This is a genomic window from Aeromonas sp. s12 (genome assembly GCF_040907925.1).
GTDB classification, from domain to species: Bacteria; Pseudomonadota; Gammaproteobacteria; order Enterobacterales; family Aeromonadaceae; genus Aeromonas; species Aeromonas veronii.
The window spans coordinates 63,086-79,439 of record NZ_JBFOCT010000008.1 but is presented as its reverse complement, the minus strand read 5'-3'; the positions used below and the strand labels follow the sequence as shown (position 1 = coordinate 79,439).

14 protein-coding genes and 1 tRNA gene are annotated in these 16,354 nt (G+C 61.2%); all 15 read left to right on the top strand.

Features of this window, described 5'->3' with window-relative positions:
* The 15 genes from AB5Y67_RS02605 to AB5Y67_RS02535 all read left to right on the top strand — a co-directional run bounded on the left by AB5Y67_RS02605 (position 1) and on the right by AB5Y67_RS02535 (position 16,338).
* Positions 1–822, top strand: a complete 822-nt coding sequence (locus AB5Y67_RS02605) for a transporter substrate-binding domain-containing protein (RefSeq protein WP_005359852.1) — start codon at positions 1–3, stop codon at positions 820–822.
* Positions 822–1,727, top strand: coding sequence for an amino acid ABC transporter permease (locus AB5Y67_RS02600; RefSeq protein ID WP_199427403.1), 906 nt, complete (start codon positions 822–824; stop codon positions 1,725–1,727). The genes AB5Y67_RS02605 and AB5Y67_RS02600 overlap by 1 nt, the downstream gene beginning before the upstream one ends.
* On the top strand, positions 1,721–2,458 hold the full coding sequence (mepA, locus tag AB5Y67_RS02595; protein ID WP_005359850.1) for a penicillin-insensitive murein endopeptidase: 738 nt from the start codon (positions 1,721–1,723) through the stop codon (positions 2,456–2,458). The genes AB5Y67_RS02600 and mepA overlap by 7 nt, the downstream gene beginning before the upstream one ends.
* Before the next feature lie 85 nt (positions 2,459–2,543).
* Positions 2,544–3,134 carry a LemA family protein gene (locus AB5Y67_RS02590; protein ID WP_005346564.1) on the top strand — a complete coding sequence of 197 codons (591 nt, stop codon included), beginning with the start codon at positions 2,544–2,546 and terminating at the stop codon, positions 3,132–3,134.
* On the top strand, positions 3,131–3,856 hold the full coding sequence (locus tag AB5Y67_RS02585; protein WP_005351128.1) for a YgcG family protein: 726 nt from the start codon (positions 3,131–3,133) through the stop codon (positions 3,854–3,856). The genes AB5Y67_RS02590 and AB5Y67_RS02585 overlap by 4 nt, the downstream gene beginning before the upstream one ends.
* A gap of 20 nt (positions 3,857–3,876) precedes the next feature.
* Positions 3,877–4,494, top strand: a complete 618-nt coding sequence (locus AB5Y67_RS02580) for a TPM domain-containing protein (protein ID WP_058058422.1) — start codon at positions 3,877–3,879, stop codon at positions 4,492–4,494.
* 145 nt (positions 4,495–4,639) lie between these two features.
* Positions 4,640–4,727 (top strand) — tRNA-Ser (locus tag AB5Y67_RS02575).
* Between the two features lie 381 nt (positions 4,728–5,108).
* On the top strand, positions 5,109–5,867 hold the full coding sequence (locus AB5Y67_RS02570) for a flagellar motor protein (RefSeq protein WP_005351127.1): 759 nt from the start codon (positions 5,109–5,111) through the stop codon (positions 5,865–5,867).
* A complete protein-coding gene (locus AB5Y67_RS02565; protein WP_005337213.1) occupies positions 5,845–6,720 on the top strand; it encodes a flagellar motor protein MotB in 876 nt (291 codons plus the stop codon). The genes AB5Y67_RS02570 and AB5Y67_RS02565 overlap by 23 nt, the downstream gene beginning before the upstream one ends.
* Positions 6,721–6,883: 163 nt before the next feature.
* Positions 6,884–9,022, top strand: a complete 2,139-nt coding sequence (locus AB5Y67_RS02560; RefSeq protein ID WP_150389281.1) for a TonB-dependent hemoglobin/transferrin/lactoferrin family receptor — start codon at positions 6,884–6,886, stop codon at positions 9,020–9,022.
* Positions 9,022–11,028, top strand: a complete 2,007-nt coding sequence (locus AB5Y67_RS02555; RefSeq protein WP_199416050.1) for a prolyl oligopeptidase family serine peptidase — start codon at positions 9,022–9,024, stop codon at positions 11,026–11,028. The genes AB5Y67_RS02560 and AB5Y67_RS02555 overlap by 1 nt, the downstream gene beginning before the upstream one ends.
* Positions 11,025–13,472 carry a proprotein convertase P-domain-containing protein gene (locus AB5Y67_RS02550; protein WP_199427402.1) on the top strand — a complete coding sequence of 816 codons (2,448 nt, stop codon included), beginning with the start codon at positions 11,025–11,027 and terminating at the stop codon, positions 13,470–13,472. Before AB5Y67_RS02555 ends, AB5Y67_RS02550 begins: the two co-directional genes overlap by 4 nt.
* Before the next feature lie 59 nt (positions 13,473–13,531).
* Positions 13,532–14,971, top strand: coding sequence for a DUF1566 domain-containing protein (locus AB5Y67_RS02545; protein WP_199427401.1), 1,440 nt, complete (start codon positions 13,532–13,534; stop codon positions 14,969–14,971).
* A 13-nt stretch (positions 14,972–14,984) separates the two neighbouring features.
* Positions 14,985–15,554, top strand: coding sequence for a DUF1566 domain-containing protein (locus AB5Y67_RS02540; protein WP_069527989.1), 570 nt, complete (start codon positions 14,985–14,987; stop codon positions 15,552–15,554).
* 379 nt (positions 15,555–15,933) lie between these two features.
* The gene (locus AB5Y67_RS02535; protein ID WP_005344919.1) at positions 15,934–16,338 is read left to right on the top strand and encodes an NADH-quinone oxidoreductase subunit A; all 405 of its coding nucleotides are present in this window, start codon (positions 15,934–15,936) and stop codon (positions 16,336–16,338) included.
* Positions 16,339–16,354 lie beyond the last annotated feature (16 nt).

Sequence of the window (16,354 nt, the reverse complement as noted above, 5' to 3'; positions counted from 1 at the left end):
ATGAATTTATCCTTCAAGACCGCCCTGTCGGGCGCAGCCCTGCTGCTGACAAGCTTGCTCACTCCGGCACTGGCGCAAACCGCCCCCTCCGACACCCAGGCGCAGATCGAGCAGAGCGGTACCCTGCGGGTCGGCATGTCCACCTTCGCCCCCTGGGCGATGCGCGACAAGCAAGGGGCGCTAATCGGTTTCGAGATTGACGTGGCCCGTCGCCTCGCCACAGATAACGGCTGGCAGGTAGAATTCGTCCCCACCGCCTGGGATGGCATCATCCCCTCCCTGCTGGCGAAAAAGTATGACGTTATCATCGGCGGCCTCACCATCACCCCCGAGCGGGAGAAGAGCGTGCGCTTCACCCAGGCCTACTCCCATTCGGGGGTGCAGCTGGCCGCCTCCAGCACCATGGCCAAAGAGAAGAAAACCGTGGCGGACTTCAACCAGCGCGGGGTGATCCTGGCGGTACGTCGTGGCGCCTCACCGGTACAGGTGGCAAAAGAACACTTTCCCAAGGCCACCCTGCGCCAGTTTGATGACGAGTCACAGGTATTTCAGGAGGTGTTGAACGGCCGCGCCCACGGCGCCCTCTCCTCTTCCCCGAAACCCGAGCAAGAGGCGCTGCGCCACCCGGATGCCCTCTTTATGCCGTTTGCCGAGCCGTTGGCACAAGGCGATGAAGGCTTTGCCCTGCGCAAGGGGGATGATGCCCTGGCTGAGCAGTTCAACGAGTGGATCGCCGCTCGTCAGGCCGATGGCTGGCTCAAGGCGCGCCATGACTACTGGTTCAAGTCGCTGGCCTGGGAAGCGCAGGTCGCCAACCCCTGATGCTGATTGCTCTAAAAGAGACCATACGGCGCATCGTCCGTGGGGCATGTCGGAACATCAACTGGCTGGATGGGGCGATCGTCCTGATCCTGCTGCTGGCTGGCCTCTGGCTGGCCAGCCGCTTGCACATCGGGGTAGCCTATCAATGGCGCTGGCATGAGGCCTTCGATCTGCTGTTCACCCCTGGCCCTCACGGCGAGTTGCCCTACTTTTTCAGCGGTCTGCTCACCACCTTGCGCATCGCCCTGCTCGGCATGGTGCTGGCGCTGCTGCTCGGCACTGCGCTGGGGGTAGCCGCCTTCAGCCGCCGCCCCTGGCTGGTGATGCCCGCGACCCTGTTTATCCAGCTGATCCGCAATCTGCCGCCGCTGGTCTTTATCTTCATCTTCTACTTCTTTATCGCCAACCAGCTGCTGCCTGCGAGCGGCCTCTCCCGCTGGCTCGGCACCGTATCACTCTCCCCGTGGCAAGAGGCGCTGTTTGGCCCACCTGCCCGCTGGGAAAACCTCATCTCTGGCCCCCTCTGCGTTGGCATGATCAGCGCAGCCTTCGTCGCCGAGATCGTCCGTGCCGGGCTTGCCGCCATCCCCCGTGGCCAGTGGGAGGCGGCGCAGAGCCTCGGGCTCTCTCCCTGGGTGCGGCTGCGCCATGTGATCCTGCCGCAGGCCATGCTGCTGATGTTGCCCCCCCTCACCGGGCAGCTCATCGCGCTGGTGAAGGATACCGCCATCGTTTCCCTTATCTCGGTGCAGGAGCTCACCTTCGTCGGCACCGAGATGGCCAACTCCAGCGGACTGGTCTACGAGATCTGGCTGCTGGTGGCCGCGGCCTATTTATTTATATGTTTGAGTCTGTTCGTATTGCTGAGCCGACTCGAAGCAAGACAAGGAGCACGCACATGCTGACGTCCCTGTTGCTGGCGACTGTATTGCAAGCGGAAGCCATCGGTGGTTATGCCGCCGGTTGCCTGAAAAACGGCGTATCCCTACCCCTCGAAGGGCCGGGTTATCAGGTGATCCGTACCAAACGGCTGCGCTACTACGGCCACCCCGACCTCATCCACTATCTGCAAGCGCTGGCCAACCAGACCCGCATGGCCGGGCTGCCGGATCTCTATATCGCCGATCTGGCGATGGCCCGGGGCGGCCCCTTTACCTCTGGCCATCGCAGCCATCAGACCGGACTTGATGCCGATATCTGGTTTCGCATGGCCAACCGTCCCATCAGCAAGTGGGAGCAGGATGCCCCCAAGGAGTGGGCACTGATCGACGAACCCAGCTACAAAATGTTACCGGGCCGCTTTGGCCCACAGCAGCTCACCCTGCTGCGGCTTGCGGCCAGCAAACCCGAGGTGGCCCGCATCTTCGTCAATCCGGTGATCAAATCCGCGGTCTGCCAACAAGCTGGTAACGAACCCTGGGTCGCCAAGCTACGCCCCTGGGTGGGCCACTTCAGCCACTTCCACGTGCGGCTGCGCTGCCCGGTGGGCAGCCCCGATTGTGAACCCCAGGCTCCCATTCCGCCCGGCAATGGCTGTGGGGAAGAGCTGGCATCCTGGCTAAAAGACAAGCCCCAGCTGCCCAAGGTATCCGGCATCAACAAGCGACCTGAGCTACCTGCGCGTTGTGGCAACTGACCCCAAGCTGGTATGGTTATGCACTCTTGGTCGTACACCATCCATGGCGCACTATCGACTCGAAATATCAAAGGAGAACAACAAGATGGCCACATCACTCTGGCGCAGAACCACGCAGAGCCTGTTGACCCTGACCCTGCTGCTCGGCCTGACCGGCTGCGGCATGAACAATATTCCGACCCTGGATGAGCAGGTCAAGGCGAGCTGGGGGCAGGTGGAGAACCAGTATCAGCGCCGTGCCGATCTCATTCCCAATCTGGTGGCAACCGTCAAGGGCTACGCCAGCCATGAGCAGGAGACCCTAAAGGCGGTCACCGATGCTCGTGCCCGGGTCGGCAGCGTACAGGTGAGCGATCCTGCCCAGCTCAAGGAGTTTGAAGCGGCGCAGAACCAGCTCTCAAGCGCCCTCTCCCGCCTGATGGTGGTGGTAGAACGCTACCCCGAGCTGAAAGCGGATCAGCAGTTCCTTGCCCTGCAGGCCCAACTGGAAGGAACCGAGAACCGCATCTCGGTGGCTCGCCGCGACTATATCGAGGCGGTACGCCAGTTCAATACCGAGATCCGCACTTTCCCCGGCGTTATCTGGTCCAAGCTGCTCTACTCGGATCTGGAAGCCAAACCCAGTTTCAGTGCCAAACCCGGTGCCGATGAGGCGCCCAAGGTCAGCTTCCAATGAAGATGATGCTGCGCTGGTTTCTTCCCTGTCTGCTGCTCTGGGCCAGTGCCCTGCAAGCGGCACCCGACTTCCCGACGCTGAGCGGACGGGTGGTGGATGAAGCCAGTCTGATGTCCCGCAAACAGGCCCATCAACTGACCCAACAGCTGGCCGCCTTTGAAAAGCGCAGCGGCATCCAGCTGGTGGTGGTCTCCGTCGACAGCCTCGATGGGGAGACTATCGAGGAGTACGGCTACCAGCTCGGTCGCCACTGGGGGATCGGCCAGAAAGGCAAAAACAATGGCGTGCTGTTGCTGATCGCCCAGGATGAGCGCAAGGTGCGGATCGAGGTAGGTTATGGATTGGAAGGCGCCCTGCCCGACGCCATCGCAGCCAACATCATCCATGGCCGCATCCTGCCCGCCTTCAAGCGCGGCGATATGGTGGCCGGGATCATGGCGGGCAGCCAGAGCATCATGAAGGCACTCGCCGGAGAATATCAGCCGGTCGAGCAGCCAAAGAGTGACAACGGTGGCGGCCCCTGGCTGTTTATTCTGGTGGTGATTGCGATGATCGTGCTCCACAACCTGCGCGGGGGTGGTGGCGGTGGGCCGGGAGGACGACGTCGGTCGACCTACATGGCTGGTGGATTGGGTGCCGGCTCCTTTGGTGGTCGCTCCGGCGGCGGATTCAGCGGTGGCGGCGGCAGTTTTGGCGGCGGCGGAGCCTCCGGTGGCTGGTAACAGGAGTAAAGAGACAAATCATGATTTCTAAACAGTTCTTCCACACGCTTCAGGCCAAGGTGCGTGAAGCGGAGCTAGAGACTGATGCTGAACTGGTCACCGTGCTGGCCCCGGCCAGCGATGGCTATCGCTACATTCCCACCCTCTGGGCGGCGCTGCTGGCGATGCTCACCCCGCTGCTGGTGTTCCAGCTCGGCTTTTGGCTCGGCTGGTACGAAATCCTGCTGGTGCAGTGGTCGGTCTGGCTGCTGCTGAGCCTGCTGTTCCACTGGACCCCCATCAAGATGCGGCTCATCCCGAAGAAGGTTCGCCAGCACCGGGCTGCCCTGATGGCTCGCCTGCAATTTGTCGAGCAGGGGCTGCACCGTACCCGCGACCGGCTCGGGGTGCTGATCTTCGTCTCGGCCGCCGAGCACTATGTAGAAATACTGGTGGATGATGGCATCGCCCAGCATATCGACAACGGCCAGTGGCAGGAGATCATCGACGACTTCGTGGCGCGCGTGCGCAACAGGGAGATCGAACAGGGTTTTCTGGAGTGCGTGGAGCGCGTTAGCGCCATTCTGACCGATGCCTTCCCAGCCACCCGGGATCAAAACGAGCTGCCGGACAGTCTGATCATCCTCGACAAGCCCTGATCCGGTTTAAAAAACCGGCATTCTGCGCAAGGGTTAGGCATTCGGAAAAGATTATGAAAAATAAGGGGAAAAGTGGTTGACCCACACAGCCCTTTCCCCTAAATTACGCCCCGTTCCAGCGCAACAGCGCAGCGAACGAAAATTTGGTGAGGTGTCCGAGTGGCTGAAGGAGCACGCCTGGAAAGTGTGTATACGGCAACGTATCGAGGGTTCGAATCCCTCCTTCACCGCCAAATCTAAAAAAACCGACCTCAGGGTCGGTTTTTTGCTTTCCGGCAAACACCTATGCCGACAAGTGAGCCAGAGCCACGCAGTGGCAGATCATCCACGCACTCATCCCCCGGTTTGCAAAGCCCTGATGGAACATCAGAGCTTTTCGTATTGCCAGCTCCCGCCCCCTACCTTGTTTTTGTGATTGCCCCACCCAACAAGCGCTCCTTCCTGTCACAACAGGAGCAACGGATGATTGCAATGCCATCTTATGGCCGCAACACGCCTTCTTTTATGGACGTTACCCAGCGCCCATTAATTGCTCAGCGATTGGATTTCATTTTGAAAAACTGATACTTAAGTAGCTACACTAGCCATTATCAACATGCAGGGACGTGTAAAAGATGAGCTTGATTGGCTTGGTACTGGCGTTGATCGCCATCCTTGGCGGCAACATGATCGAGGGTGGTCATCCCAGTGCACTGCTCGATCTGCCCGCATTTCTTATCGTGATCGGCGGTACCATAGGTGCTGCGCTGACCCAGTTCCCCTTCTCCGTTGTCGGCAGCACCATGAGGCGTTTCAAATGGCTGCTCTCCCCCCTCAAACTCGACCTGCTGGAGCAGGCACAGTTGCTGGAGACCCTGGCAGGCAACGCCCGCCGCAGCGGTATGCTGGCGCTGGAAGGGATGATCGAGGAGATCAAGGATCCCTTCCTGAAGAAAGGGGTGCAGATGATGGTCGATGGCTACGAGAAGGCCAAAATCCACGAGGTGCTGGAGAACGAGATCGAATTTGAACAGGAAGATCTCGAACAGACGGTCAAATTCTATGAAGCCATGGGCGGCTACTGCCCGACCATGGGGATCGTCGGGGCGGTATTTGGCCTGATCCACGCCATGGGTCTGCTGGATGCCCCCGACAAGCTGGGCGGCGCCATCGCGGTGGCCTTTATCGCCACCATCTACGGGGTATCCGCAGCCAACCTGATCTTCTTGCCGTTCGGCAACCGCTACAAAGGGTTCGCCCACCAGATCCGCCACTACAAGGAGATGACCCTGACCGGCATTCTCTGCATCGTGGATGGCGAATCCCAAGCGCGCCTGCAAGTTACCCTCGAACCTTATCTGGGAGGTCACGGTGGCCAAAAAGAAAAAGGCTGAAGCACCGGAGAACCATGAACGCTGGCTGGTCTCCTATGCCGACTTCATGACCCTGCTGTTCGCCCTGTTTGTGGTGCTCTACTCCTTTGCCATGGCCAAGCAGTCCGAAACCCGGGTGCTTATCCAGGGCTTTATCGAGTCGCTGGGTAAAATCGGCCTCATCTCCCCGCCTGCCGGCTCACCCTTGATGCAGGGGGGAACAGGGATTCTCGAGCCGGAATCGAAGACCACGCCGAGCAGCCCGAAAGAAGAGACTGTACTGGAAAAAGATGCCCCCATGGCGGCATCGGACCCCTTCAACGAGACCATAGGTGCCTCGGAAAAACCGAGCGCCACCGAAGCCTGGCCCCACAAGACCCGGGAGCAGGAGTGGGTGCAGGTGACCAAGCAGAAGCTTGAGCAGCAACTCAAGGCCCAGATTGAATCGAAGGATCTCGAGGTCGAGCAGCTTGGCAGTCAACTGGTGATCCGCATCGGCGAGAAGGCGCTGTTTCCCGCCGATTCGGCGTTCCTGCAGCCCCAGTTCATCCCGCTGGTCAACAAGATCGCCGGCATTTTGGCCAACATCCCGGGGCAGGTAGTGGTCACCGGTCATACCGACAACTCCCAGGCGCCGGTGGAGCTCTATCGCAACAACTGGGAGCTCTCGGTGCTGCGGGCCTCCTCCATCGTGCAGACCATGCTGACCAATCCCCAGCTCGATGCCAGACGAGTCATCGCTCAGGGTGTTGCCGACACTCAACCCCGCTTTGCCAATGACACCCCCGAACATCGCCAGGCAAATCGCCGGGTCGATATCACCCTCTCCCAGGGCAAGGCCGCAGAAGAGTCGCTGCAACTGCTCAAGCCCTGATCCCCCCGCTCCCGCCTCGCGCGGGAGCCTCTTTTTTAAAAACAAATAACTCAATAATATCAACACCATAAGATCTTAATGATAATGATTGCCATTTATTGTCAAGTGGTCAGGCCTCTGCAATAATGCCGCCCTTCAGGCTTAAATAAAAACAATTATCATTATGAACAAACTGCTTCAGGCATGGCCGGCACTCCTTTGTGCCTCCGCAGGCGCGGCCGATCTTCCCCCTGTGGAGAAGGCGCGCAGCGACGACACCATCATTGTCACCGGGCAACGGGTACAACAGAAACTCTCCGATGTTTCCGGCTCCATCACCGTCATCACCCAGGAAGAGCTGGACCGTCAGGTCGCCAGCGAGCTGACCCATGTGTTTCGCAAGATCCCCGGTGTCTCGGTCACCGGCTCTGCCGGACGACCGCAAAACATCAGCGTGCGCGGCATCGGTGGCAACCGTATCCTGCTGATCAAGGATGGGGTGCGCGTCAGCGACGGCTTTGGCGCCGACAACATCAATGACAAGGTGGGTCGCTTCAACTTCGACCTTGATGACATCAAGCAGATTGAGGTGGCCAAGGGGGCCGGCTCCTCCCTGCATGGCTCCGATGCCATCGGCGGCACCGTGGTGATGAATACCAAGCAGCCGGAAGATTATCTGCAACAGCAAGATAGCTATCTGGCGGCCAAGACCCTCTACGGTGGCGACAGCAACAAGAAGAAGCTCAGCATGACCGGCGCGGTACGGGCACTGGAGAGCGAACATCTGTTGCGCCTCTCCGGCTGGCGTGGCAACGAAACCGCCAACTTTGAAGAGAACCGCATTCCGGCGGATCTGGATGGCATGAGTGCCTCCACCAGCAGCCGCCTCCCCCTCAATGCCCATCACGCTCTGCGGCTGGAGCTGGACTACTACGAGGATCACGCCAAACGCCAGATGGGGCCCAAAGCGGTGCCCCAACCCGATGGCAGCTGGGACGTGGTCGGTTTTCAGGAAGATGGCGATCAGCGCACCCAGGGCGGCAAGTTCAGTTGGGAGGCCAGCGATCTTGGCATGGTCGATACCCTCAACTGGAGCCTGTTTGGCAACCAGTCACGCAACGAAGCCAACCAGCGCCAGCTGCTGCGCAACGATGCCCTGAGCGGCTATCCCAGATATCGCAGCCAGCGCACCCTCTCCACGTTCGAGGAGCTGCGCCTTGGCAGCGAGCTGGAGTTGCAGAGCAAGCTGAGCACCGGCTCGCTGGATCACACCTTCAGCTACGGTGTGGAGCTGGAGCAGGCCAACCACGAGCGGCCGGTCAGCAATCTGACCCTGGAAGATGGCATCACCACCCAGGGACAGAAAGCCCCCTTCAGCAAGGCCGAGACCCGCCGCGATGGTATCTGGCTGAGCGATGTGATCGATCTGGGCAACTGGCAGTTTACCCCGACCCTGCGCTTTGACCGCCAGCGCCTGCGCGCACCGGACAGCAATCTGGCCGAGAACCACAGCGATCACATCTCCCCCAGTGTGGCGGCCAGTTACCGCTTCAACGAAACATGGCGCAGCTGGCTCAGCTATGCCAACGGCTTCCGCGCTCCCGCTTACGATCAGGTTTACGGCAACATTCCCCACTACTTTGCCATGCCGCCATTCGAGATCATTGCCAACCCCAACCTCAAGGAGGAGACCAGCCACAGTCTGGAGTGGGGAGTGAATGGCCAAAGCGACAACTGGAGCGTCAAACCGGCCGTTTTCTACAACCGTTACTACAACTTCATCGACTGGCGCCAGACCGGTTTTCGCCTCGATGACGGTGTCTTCCTGCGCCAATATCGCAACGTTGCCAAAGCAGAAACCTGGGGCGCCGAGCTGGCCGCCAGCCTCTGGCTGAGCGACGAGTGGGAGCTTTCGACCAATCTGGCCTGGATGGATGGCAAGGATCACCGCGGTGAGCCGCTGCGCACCCAGACACCGCTGGAAGGCAACACCACCCTGCGCTGGCAACAGCTCGACTGGGGGGTTGAGCTCAGTGGCAACTATGCCGCCGCCATGACCAAGGTGCCACAGTGCGCCAATGCGCAGACTGGCTACAACGGTGCCTGCCAGAGCAGCGCAGGCTGGTTCAGCCTGGATCTCACCGGCGACTGGCAGATCACCGAGGCGCTCAAGGTCAATGCCACCATCGGCAACCTGCTCGATACCCGCTACGTCCGCTATCAGGATGTGGCCGGACTCCCGGCTGGCAGCGACACCTCCCTCTACAGCCAGAGCGGCCGCTACCTGTCAGCCAGCCTCAGCTACCGTTTCGTGGGGATGTGATGAAGCATCATGCAATCATGGTGGCCCTGTTGGCCGCCCCGTTGGCGTGGGCGCAAGAGGCCCTGCCACCGCCGATCCCGTCCCAATCGCACCTGATTTCAGGCAATCCCGTACGCCAGGATCCCTACTTCTGGTTGCGGGACGAGAGCCGTAGCAACCCGGCCATTCTCGCCCTGCTCAAGCAGCAAAATCGCTGGAGCGAGCAGCAACTCACCGCGCAGCAGCCGCTGGAAGCAACCTTGCGCGCCGAGTTTGCCCGCCATCCGGCGGGGGAATCTGTGCCAGAGAACTGGCTTGTCCGCGGCGATCAGGCATGGCTGCTGCGCCCGGATGGCTCACTCTGGCAACGCCACGGGGGTAAGGTGCAGCAACGGCTTCCCGCCAGAGCGGGTGAGGGCTATTACGAAGCGGGCGGCTGGGCCCTGAGCCCGGATAACCGCACACTGGCCATCGCCGAAGACAGGCGCGGCGATCTCGACTATCAGGTCACCCTGCTCGATCTCCAAAGCGGCAAGGCGCTGGCCAGTTTGGCGCAGCGCAGCGCTGATCTCGCCTGGTCACAAGATGGTCGCACCCTCTACACCATCGCCAACGAGCGTTACACCCTGCGCCCCTGGCAGCTGCGCGGCTGGCAGGATGGCCAGGAGCAGACTCTCTATGAGGAGCAGGATCCCGCCTGGCTGCTCAGCCTCTATCGCACCACGGATGGCCAACATCTGGTGTTGCAGGGCAACAACCACGACAGCTCGGAGCAGTACCTGCTCGACTCGGGCAAGCCGCAGCAGGTCAAACCCCGCCAACGCGGGGTGGAATACTATCTGGACAGCCAATCCGACTGGGTGATCAAGAGCAACCGGGAGGGGGCATTTGCCCTCTACTCAGCCAGCACGCCGCTCGGTGAGTGGCAGCGCCTGTGGCCCGCCAAAGAGGAGGATCTCGGCGATCCCGAGAAGTGGCGACTGTTTGATCGCCATCTGGTGGTGCAGTTTCGCCAGCAGGGGGAGGATTGGCTCGCCCTGCTCGATCGCAACGGCCATGAACGCCAGCGCCTGCCGCTGGCCAGTGGCGCCGGTACCGGCTGGCTGCAAGGAGAACATGACCCGACCAGCGACCGCATTTTGGTGCGCAGTCAGGGCTTGAGCCAGCCCCCCGGCCAGCGCTGGCTGGATTTGATCAGCGGCCAGTGGATCAACGACCAGCACACCGCAGGCAATAAAGCATTGCCCTATCAGAGCGAGCGGCGCTGGATCACCTCTGCCGATGGCACCCGGGTGCCTGTCTCGCTGGTGTGGCGCAAAGATCTGGCCCCCCGTGCCGTGCTGCTCTATGGCTATGGCGCCTATGGCACGCCGATGCGCCCCTACTACCAGAAAGAGCTGTTAAGCCTGCTGGATCGCGGCTTTGTCTACGCCATCGCCCATGTGCGCGGCGGCGGCATGCTTGGGGAGCAGTGGACCCGCGACGGACGGGGCATCAACAAGCAGAACGGCATCAGCGATTTTATCGCAGCCGGCAACGCCCTGCGCCACTGGTCGCCCGACTCTGCTCCCCTGCCTCTGTTTGCCATGGGGGGCAGCGCGGGGGGCACGCTGGTTGCTGCGGCCCTCAACCAGCAACCGACACTCTTTAGCGGCGCCGTGTTGCAGGTTCCCTTCGTCGATATGCTCGGCACCATGAGCGATCCTGCCCTCCCCTTGACCCGTCAGGAGTATCAGGAGTGGGGCAATCCGGCCAAGCCCGCAGAGTATCAGGCGATGCGTCGCATCAGCCCTTACGACAACCTGCACCGCGCCCCCTACCCGCCCCTGCTGGTCACTACCGCCCTGCACGACAGCCAGGTGCCCTACTGGGAGCCGGTCAAGTGGCTGGCCCGCCTGCGGCAGCACAGCACGGGCTCCGGCCCCTACCTGCTGCTGACCGAACTGGAGGGAGGCCACCGCGCCGGTGGTGGCGATCGGGCTCGTGAATTTGCCTTCTTGTTGCATCTGGCGGGGATCAATCAATGACCCTGCCGCTGATTGGGAGTACCACTATGAAACCCCTGTTGCCCGCCCTCTTGCTGGGGCTGGCTGGCTTTTCCACTCAGGCCGCCGAACTGCGTTTTGTCGAACAGGACGCCCCGGCCGATACCCGCCTCTGGCTCGAACAGCAGCTCGGCGTCACCCTGAGTGATGCCCCGGCCTATCAGCGCCAAGGCAAGCTGGGCCACTATCTGCATTATCGCCAGCAGCTCAATGGCGCACCGATCGCCGGCCTGATGGCCGCCGTCAGTCTCGATGAGCAGGGTCGCCCGTGGCGCCTTTATCACAATACCCGGCTGATGCAGGCACAGGCGGCGCCATGTGATGAAGCAAGCCGCGCCGGGGTGGATGCCTATACCGCCACGCTGGATGGTACGGTGTGGAAATTCGCTGGCAGTGACGAAGCCCAGCCGTGGTACTGGCAGGATGGCGACACACTGACTGCGGCCTGGCGTCTGCTGGCGGTGGAAAGCCAGCCGGGCAACAGCAAAAACAGCCACTGGCAACTGTTTGTCACCTGCGATGGCAGCGCCCTGCTGGGGCGCACGCTGCAAGAGGCCAACACCCGTGCCGAAGCGGCACCGCTGGCAGGGGAAACGGCCACGGTGCAGGCCCGCATCTTTGCCCTCGACCCACGCACCCAGCTGCAAGATGGCAACCTGCTGTGGCGCCACGATCTGGTGCTGGACAACCGGGCCTATCGCACCGTCCCGCTCACGGTACAAAAGGTGGATGACACCTACCAGCTAAGCGGCCCTCGCGCCCGGGTCGTGGATGGCACGGAGCCGGAAACAGCTCCCTTTAGCAGCCCTGATGCCGATGGCTTCCAGCTGGATCACCAGCAGCCCGCCTTCCTCGATATCAATGGCTACTACCATCTGGATCTGGCCCAGCGCCATGTGGAATCCCTCGGCTACCCGACGCTGATGGGCGGCCCCCTGGCCATCGATACCGATGCCGGGGAGCAGGACAACTCTCTCTATGACCCCTTCCTGCGCCGGTTGGAAATTGGCCGGATAGGGGTACCCGATGCGGAAGATCCCATGGTGATCTGGCACGAGTTTGGCCATGCGGTGCAGCACCATATCCTGCCCGACATGGGAGAAGAGGGTGACTGGGGCGCCATCGGCGAGGGCTTTAGCGACTATCTGGCCGCCAGCTGGCGCCAGCGTAGTCCAGAGGCTCGCCAGTTCGAGCCTTTCATGGTCTTCAACTGGGATGCCAGGATCAGCGGCAGAACGCCCCGTCAGCTCGATGATCTGCGAGCGCGCTATCATCCGGGCTTCCTCTATCCGGCTCACCTCACCATCAACGGCAGCAACGGCGACCAGCTGTGGGGCACCCCGCTCTTCACCGCGCTGCGCCAGGCCGTTGAACAATATGGCGAGGTAGCCCGTGACGAGTTCGATACCCTGCTGATTGAATCTCACTTCGGCCTCGGCCCGCAGGTGCGGATGCCCCAGCTGGCGCGCGTCACCGTGGATACCGCCAACCGCCTCTATCCGGATCGCAGTTATGGCAAGCTGCTGGAGCAGGCCTTCCGCCATCACGCCCTGCTGCCCACCCCCATCGCGGCCCGCCTTGCCGACGACAGCTACCTGTTGCCCGGGGAGAAAAAGAGCCTCGCCATCGAATTGACCAACCAAAGCGGCCGCCCCCTGACCGTGGCTGACGCCAGCCTGCTCCCGAGCAAGGGGCTCATGGGTGACGGTCACTGGCAAGGAGAGCTCAACGCCGATGGCACCGCCCGCTGGACCCTGCCGCTGGAAGCAGCGAGCAACCTGACCTGTGGCGAGGCAGTCACCTTGCCGCTGCAGTTCCAGCTCACCCTGCCCAGCCCCACCGAGCGCCAGACCCGCCTTGACCTGCAACTGCCGATCGGTGAACCGCTCTGGCAGCGGGCCATCGGCCAGGGTGGCCAGATCAAGGATGCGGTGAGCGATGAACGGCACGGCCTGTCCCGCTTCACTCTCACCCTGCCCGAGAGCAAGGCCCGTATCGACAGCGGATTCGTGGTCGCCCTCGATCTGGAGCACAGCAAACTGGAGCAGCTGGAGATCTGGCTCACCTCCCCTTACGGCACCCGGATCAGCCTGTGGAACAAGGGTTACGCCAGCCATACCCGGCTCAAGGGGGAGTTCCCCCGTGAACTGGTACCGTTCGAATCACTCGATAAGCTGCACGGCGAACCTCTCGCTGGCCGCTGGCTGCTGGAGATCAACGACACCATCGCCGGTGACACCGGTCAGTTGCGCAGCTGGCGGGTCGCCCAGCAAGTCGGCGCCCGCTGCGACAAGGATGAAGCCCTGCCCAACACCGGCATCATTCCCCTTGAGCAGGATGAAGGGGGTGGCGGCACGACTTCCCCCCTGCTGCTGTTGCTGGCCCTCTGGCCCCGCCTCTGGCGCCGGAGCACCCCGCGCCGCTGAATTCTGCACCACGGGGGTTACCGCCCCCGTGAACCTGTGACCGACTCAAGGAATGTGAAGTGAAACCATCCGTACTGGTTATTGCAACCCTCTCAGCCCTGCTCAGCGCCTGTGGCGGCGGGGAAGATAACGCACCACTGGCGATCCCGGACTACCGGGTCGATGTCGCCCTGCCGACTGCCGGTACCCTGTGCGCCGATCTGGATCAGAACTGGCAATGTGATCCTACCGACCCTGCCGTCAGCGGCGAAGGAGTTGTGGCCCTGGTCAGCCGTTCGGCCAACATCGTCAACTCGCCCCTGCTGTTCGTACCGAGGAGCGGAGGCCTGCTGCTGGCACATCCGGCCGCCAAAGGGGATCCACAACGGCTACAACCGACCCTGCTCAGCACCCTGTGGCAGAGCCGCATTGCCGAAGGGGTGGCCGCCGATCGCGCACTGACGCAGCTGCTGGCCGATCTCGCGCCACTGCAACCGGGCGGCGATCGCGCGGCCCTCGCAGGTCTAGGCCAGTTTGATCAGGCGCTACAGCAGGTGGCGATCAGCTTGCAGCAACAGGCCCGCACACGCCTTGCCACCGCCAAGGAGACCCAGTTGCTCACCACCAGCTATCGCGCCATCAGCCTGATGCTGGAGCAATTGGCTCAGGAGTGGCAGCGCAACGGCCAGTTTGCCGAAGAGACCCAAAGCGAGCTGCTGACCCTGCTGGTGCAGCAGCAGCCACGCAACCTGCTGACCGTCACCGGCGTCACCACCTTCAGCGATGGCAACGATCCGCTGCTGGAACAGGAGCCCGACGACTATCCGGGACAAGATGCCAGCTGGAATCGCACTCGTCCCCAGCTTGCCTATCGCAAACTCGATGATCTCGGTCAGGTTCTCCCCGACAACGCGCCGAGCTGGCAGTGCGTCAAGGATCTCAATACCGGTTTGGTGTGGGAGGTCAAATCGGACGATCCCTTGAGCCCGGCCTGGAAAAGCAGACCCTTTGCCTATGAAGATGAGCAGTTCAAGGCGACCGCAGGCGAGCAGCAAGCGGCCTACCAGCATATTCATAACAGGATCGAACAGCTCACCGCCGAAGGAGATCTGTCGGCCCTCGCCCGGGCACAGGCGCTGACCACCATGCTGACCACCCGCGCGTATCAGCAGTGGCTCAATGGCGAGCAGCGCTGCGGCATCAGCCAGTGGCGGCTGCCCACCATGGGTGAGCTGATGTCACTGATGCACTACGGCAGCCTGGCCAAGGACCCGCTGGGTCAGCGCATCATCGTGGATACCCGTTACTTCCCGGATATCGCCTCCTCGGAAGATAACACCTACCATGGCTACTACTGGAGCGCCACCAGCAACACCGCCCAGCGCTTCTCCGGTGGCCCCATCAGCAAACGCACAGTCCTGCTCTTGGGAGAAGATGCGGGCACCACCTATCCCGCGCTGGTGCAGCAAGATACCTATATCGAGCTGATGCAGGTACGACTGGTCGCCACTCCCCAATAATCCGAGGAATATCATGAGCCTTTATCGCTTTTCGTTCGCCATGATGGCACTGATGGCCCCCCTGGCCCACGGTGCTGCCATTTGTGATGACACCATGGATCGCACCGCCCCCTCTGCCCGTTTTCTTGACCATGGCAACGGCACCGTCACGGATCAACACACCGGCCTCACCTGGATGCGCTGCAAACTGGGACAGACATGGAGTGGCAACAGTTGCCTGGGTGAACCGACCGTTTACTACTGGCAGCAGGGGCTGCAAGTGGCGGAGCGGATCCGCAGTGACAGCAGTCATGCTCTCTATCACTTCGGCGGTATCAGCCAGTGGCGTCTGCCCGACATCAAGGAGTTAGCGACCCTGGTCGAGCATGCCTGCTACAAGCCCTCTCTCAATGAAGCCATTTTCCCGCGCGCCATGGCGGGGGGCGGTAAAGAGGTCAATGAGGGCTATGTCTATCTGATGAGCAGCACGGTAACCTCCGCCAATGGTCAGCGGGCGTATCTGGATATCACCTCGGGAGATATCGGTCTTCGCTCCATTGGCGCCTACCCGGATCAGGTCTTGCTGGTCGCCAATAAACCCTGACCGCCCCACGCTCGAAACCGGAACGCGATGACAGGAGAGGCTTGCGAGCCTCTCTTTTTATTGCTCTTGCCGCTCCCCTATCTCACCCGCCATCACGCTCTTCTCCCGCCTGTGCCCCCTGCCCGCGATACCGACCTGATCCTGCTTCGCCCGCGGCATTTACCCCTTTCAGGTGATGACGAGGAGCAGCTCTCTGCGCTTTACAGGCCTTTCTCGCCCGCCATAACCAGCAAAAAAGTGCGCTTCTTAACAAAATTTAATTACCGGTTAACCGATTAATAATTAACCCGTAAAAATGACATGTAAATCAGTGCGAAAGTGTCATAATGCGTAACATTATTGTTAAGTCGCTTGATTAATTTGGTTAGGAAAAACCTCTATGTTTGCTGATATTTCTGCTCAACATTGGGCTTTTGCCATTTATGTCATCGGTGCCATCACCATCTGTCTGGTGATGATAGGCCTCGCCGCCCTGCTGGGAGGTCGTGCCTACGGCCGCACCAAGAACAAGCCATTTGAATCTGGTGTCGACTCGGTCGGCAGTGCCCGCCTGCGTTTTTCCGCCAAGTTCTATCTGGTCGCCATGTTCTTCGTCATCTTCGACGTCGAGGCGCTCTACCTGTTTGCCTGGTCTGTCTCCGTACGGGAGAGCGGCTGGGTCGGCTTTATTGAAGCCACCATTTTCATCGGACTGCTGCTTATCGGCCTGATCTACCTCTGGCGCATCGGCGCACTGGACTGGTCACCGCGCAAACCGCAGCTGAACAACAAAAACAGTGATTGAACCACAGACCCTTTCC

Coding starts and splice junctions, on each gene's coding strand:
- AB5Y67_RS02555 (WP_199416050.1), top strand. CDS start 9,022: ATGAAGCATCATGCAATCATGGTGGCCCTGTTGGCCGCCCCGTTGGCG.
- mepA (WP_005359850.1), top strand. CDS start 1,721: ATGCTGACGTCCCTGTTGCTGGCGACTGTATTGCAAGCGGAAGCCATC.
- AB5Y67_RS02550 (WP_199427402.1), top strand. CDS start 11,025: ATGACCCTGCCGCTGATTGGGAGTACCACTATGAAACCCCTGTTGCCC.
- AB5Y67_RS02540 (WP_069527989.1), top strand. CDS start 14,985: ATGAGCCTTTATCGCTTTTCGTTCGCCATGATGGCACTGATGGCCCCC.
- AB5Y67_RS02600 (WP_199427403.1), top strand. CDS start 822: ATGCTGATTGCTCTAAAAGAGACCATACGGCGCATCGTCCGTGGGGCA.
- AB5Y67_RS02590 (WP_005346564.1), top strand. CDS start 2,544: ATGGCCACATCACTCTGGCGCAGAACCACGCAGAGCCTGTTGACCCTG.
- AB5Y67_RS02570 (WP_005351127.1), top strand. CDS start 5,109: ATGAGCTTGATTGGCTTGGTACTGGCGTTGATCGCCATCCTTGGCGGC.
- AB5Y67_RS02605 (WP_005359852.1), top strand. CDS start 1: ATGAATTTATCCTTCAAGACCGCCCTGTCGGGCGCAGCCCTGCTGCTG.
- AB5Y67_RS02560 (WP_150389281.1), top strand. CDS start 6,884: ATGAACAAACTGCTTCAGGCATGGCCGGCACTCCTTTGTGCCTCCGCA.
- AB5Y67_RS02585 (WP_005351128.1), top strand. CDS start 3,131: ATGAAGATGATGCTGCGCTGGTTTCTTCCCTGTCTGCTGCTCTGGGCC.
- AB5Y67_RS02580 (WP_058058422.1), top strand. CDS start 3,877: ATGATTTCTAAACAGTTCTTCCACACGCTTCAGGCCAAGGTGCGTGAA.
- AB5Y67_RS02535 (WP_005344919.1), top strand. CDS start 15,934: ATGTTTGCTGATATTTCTGCTCAACATTGGGCTTTTGCCATTTATGTC.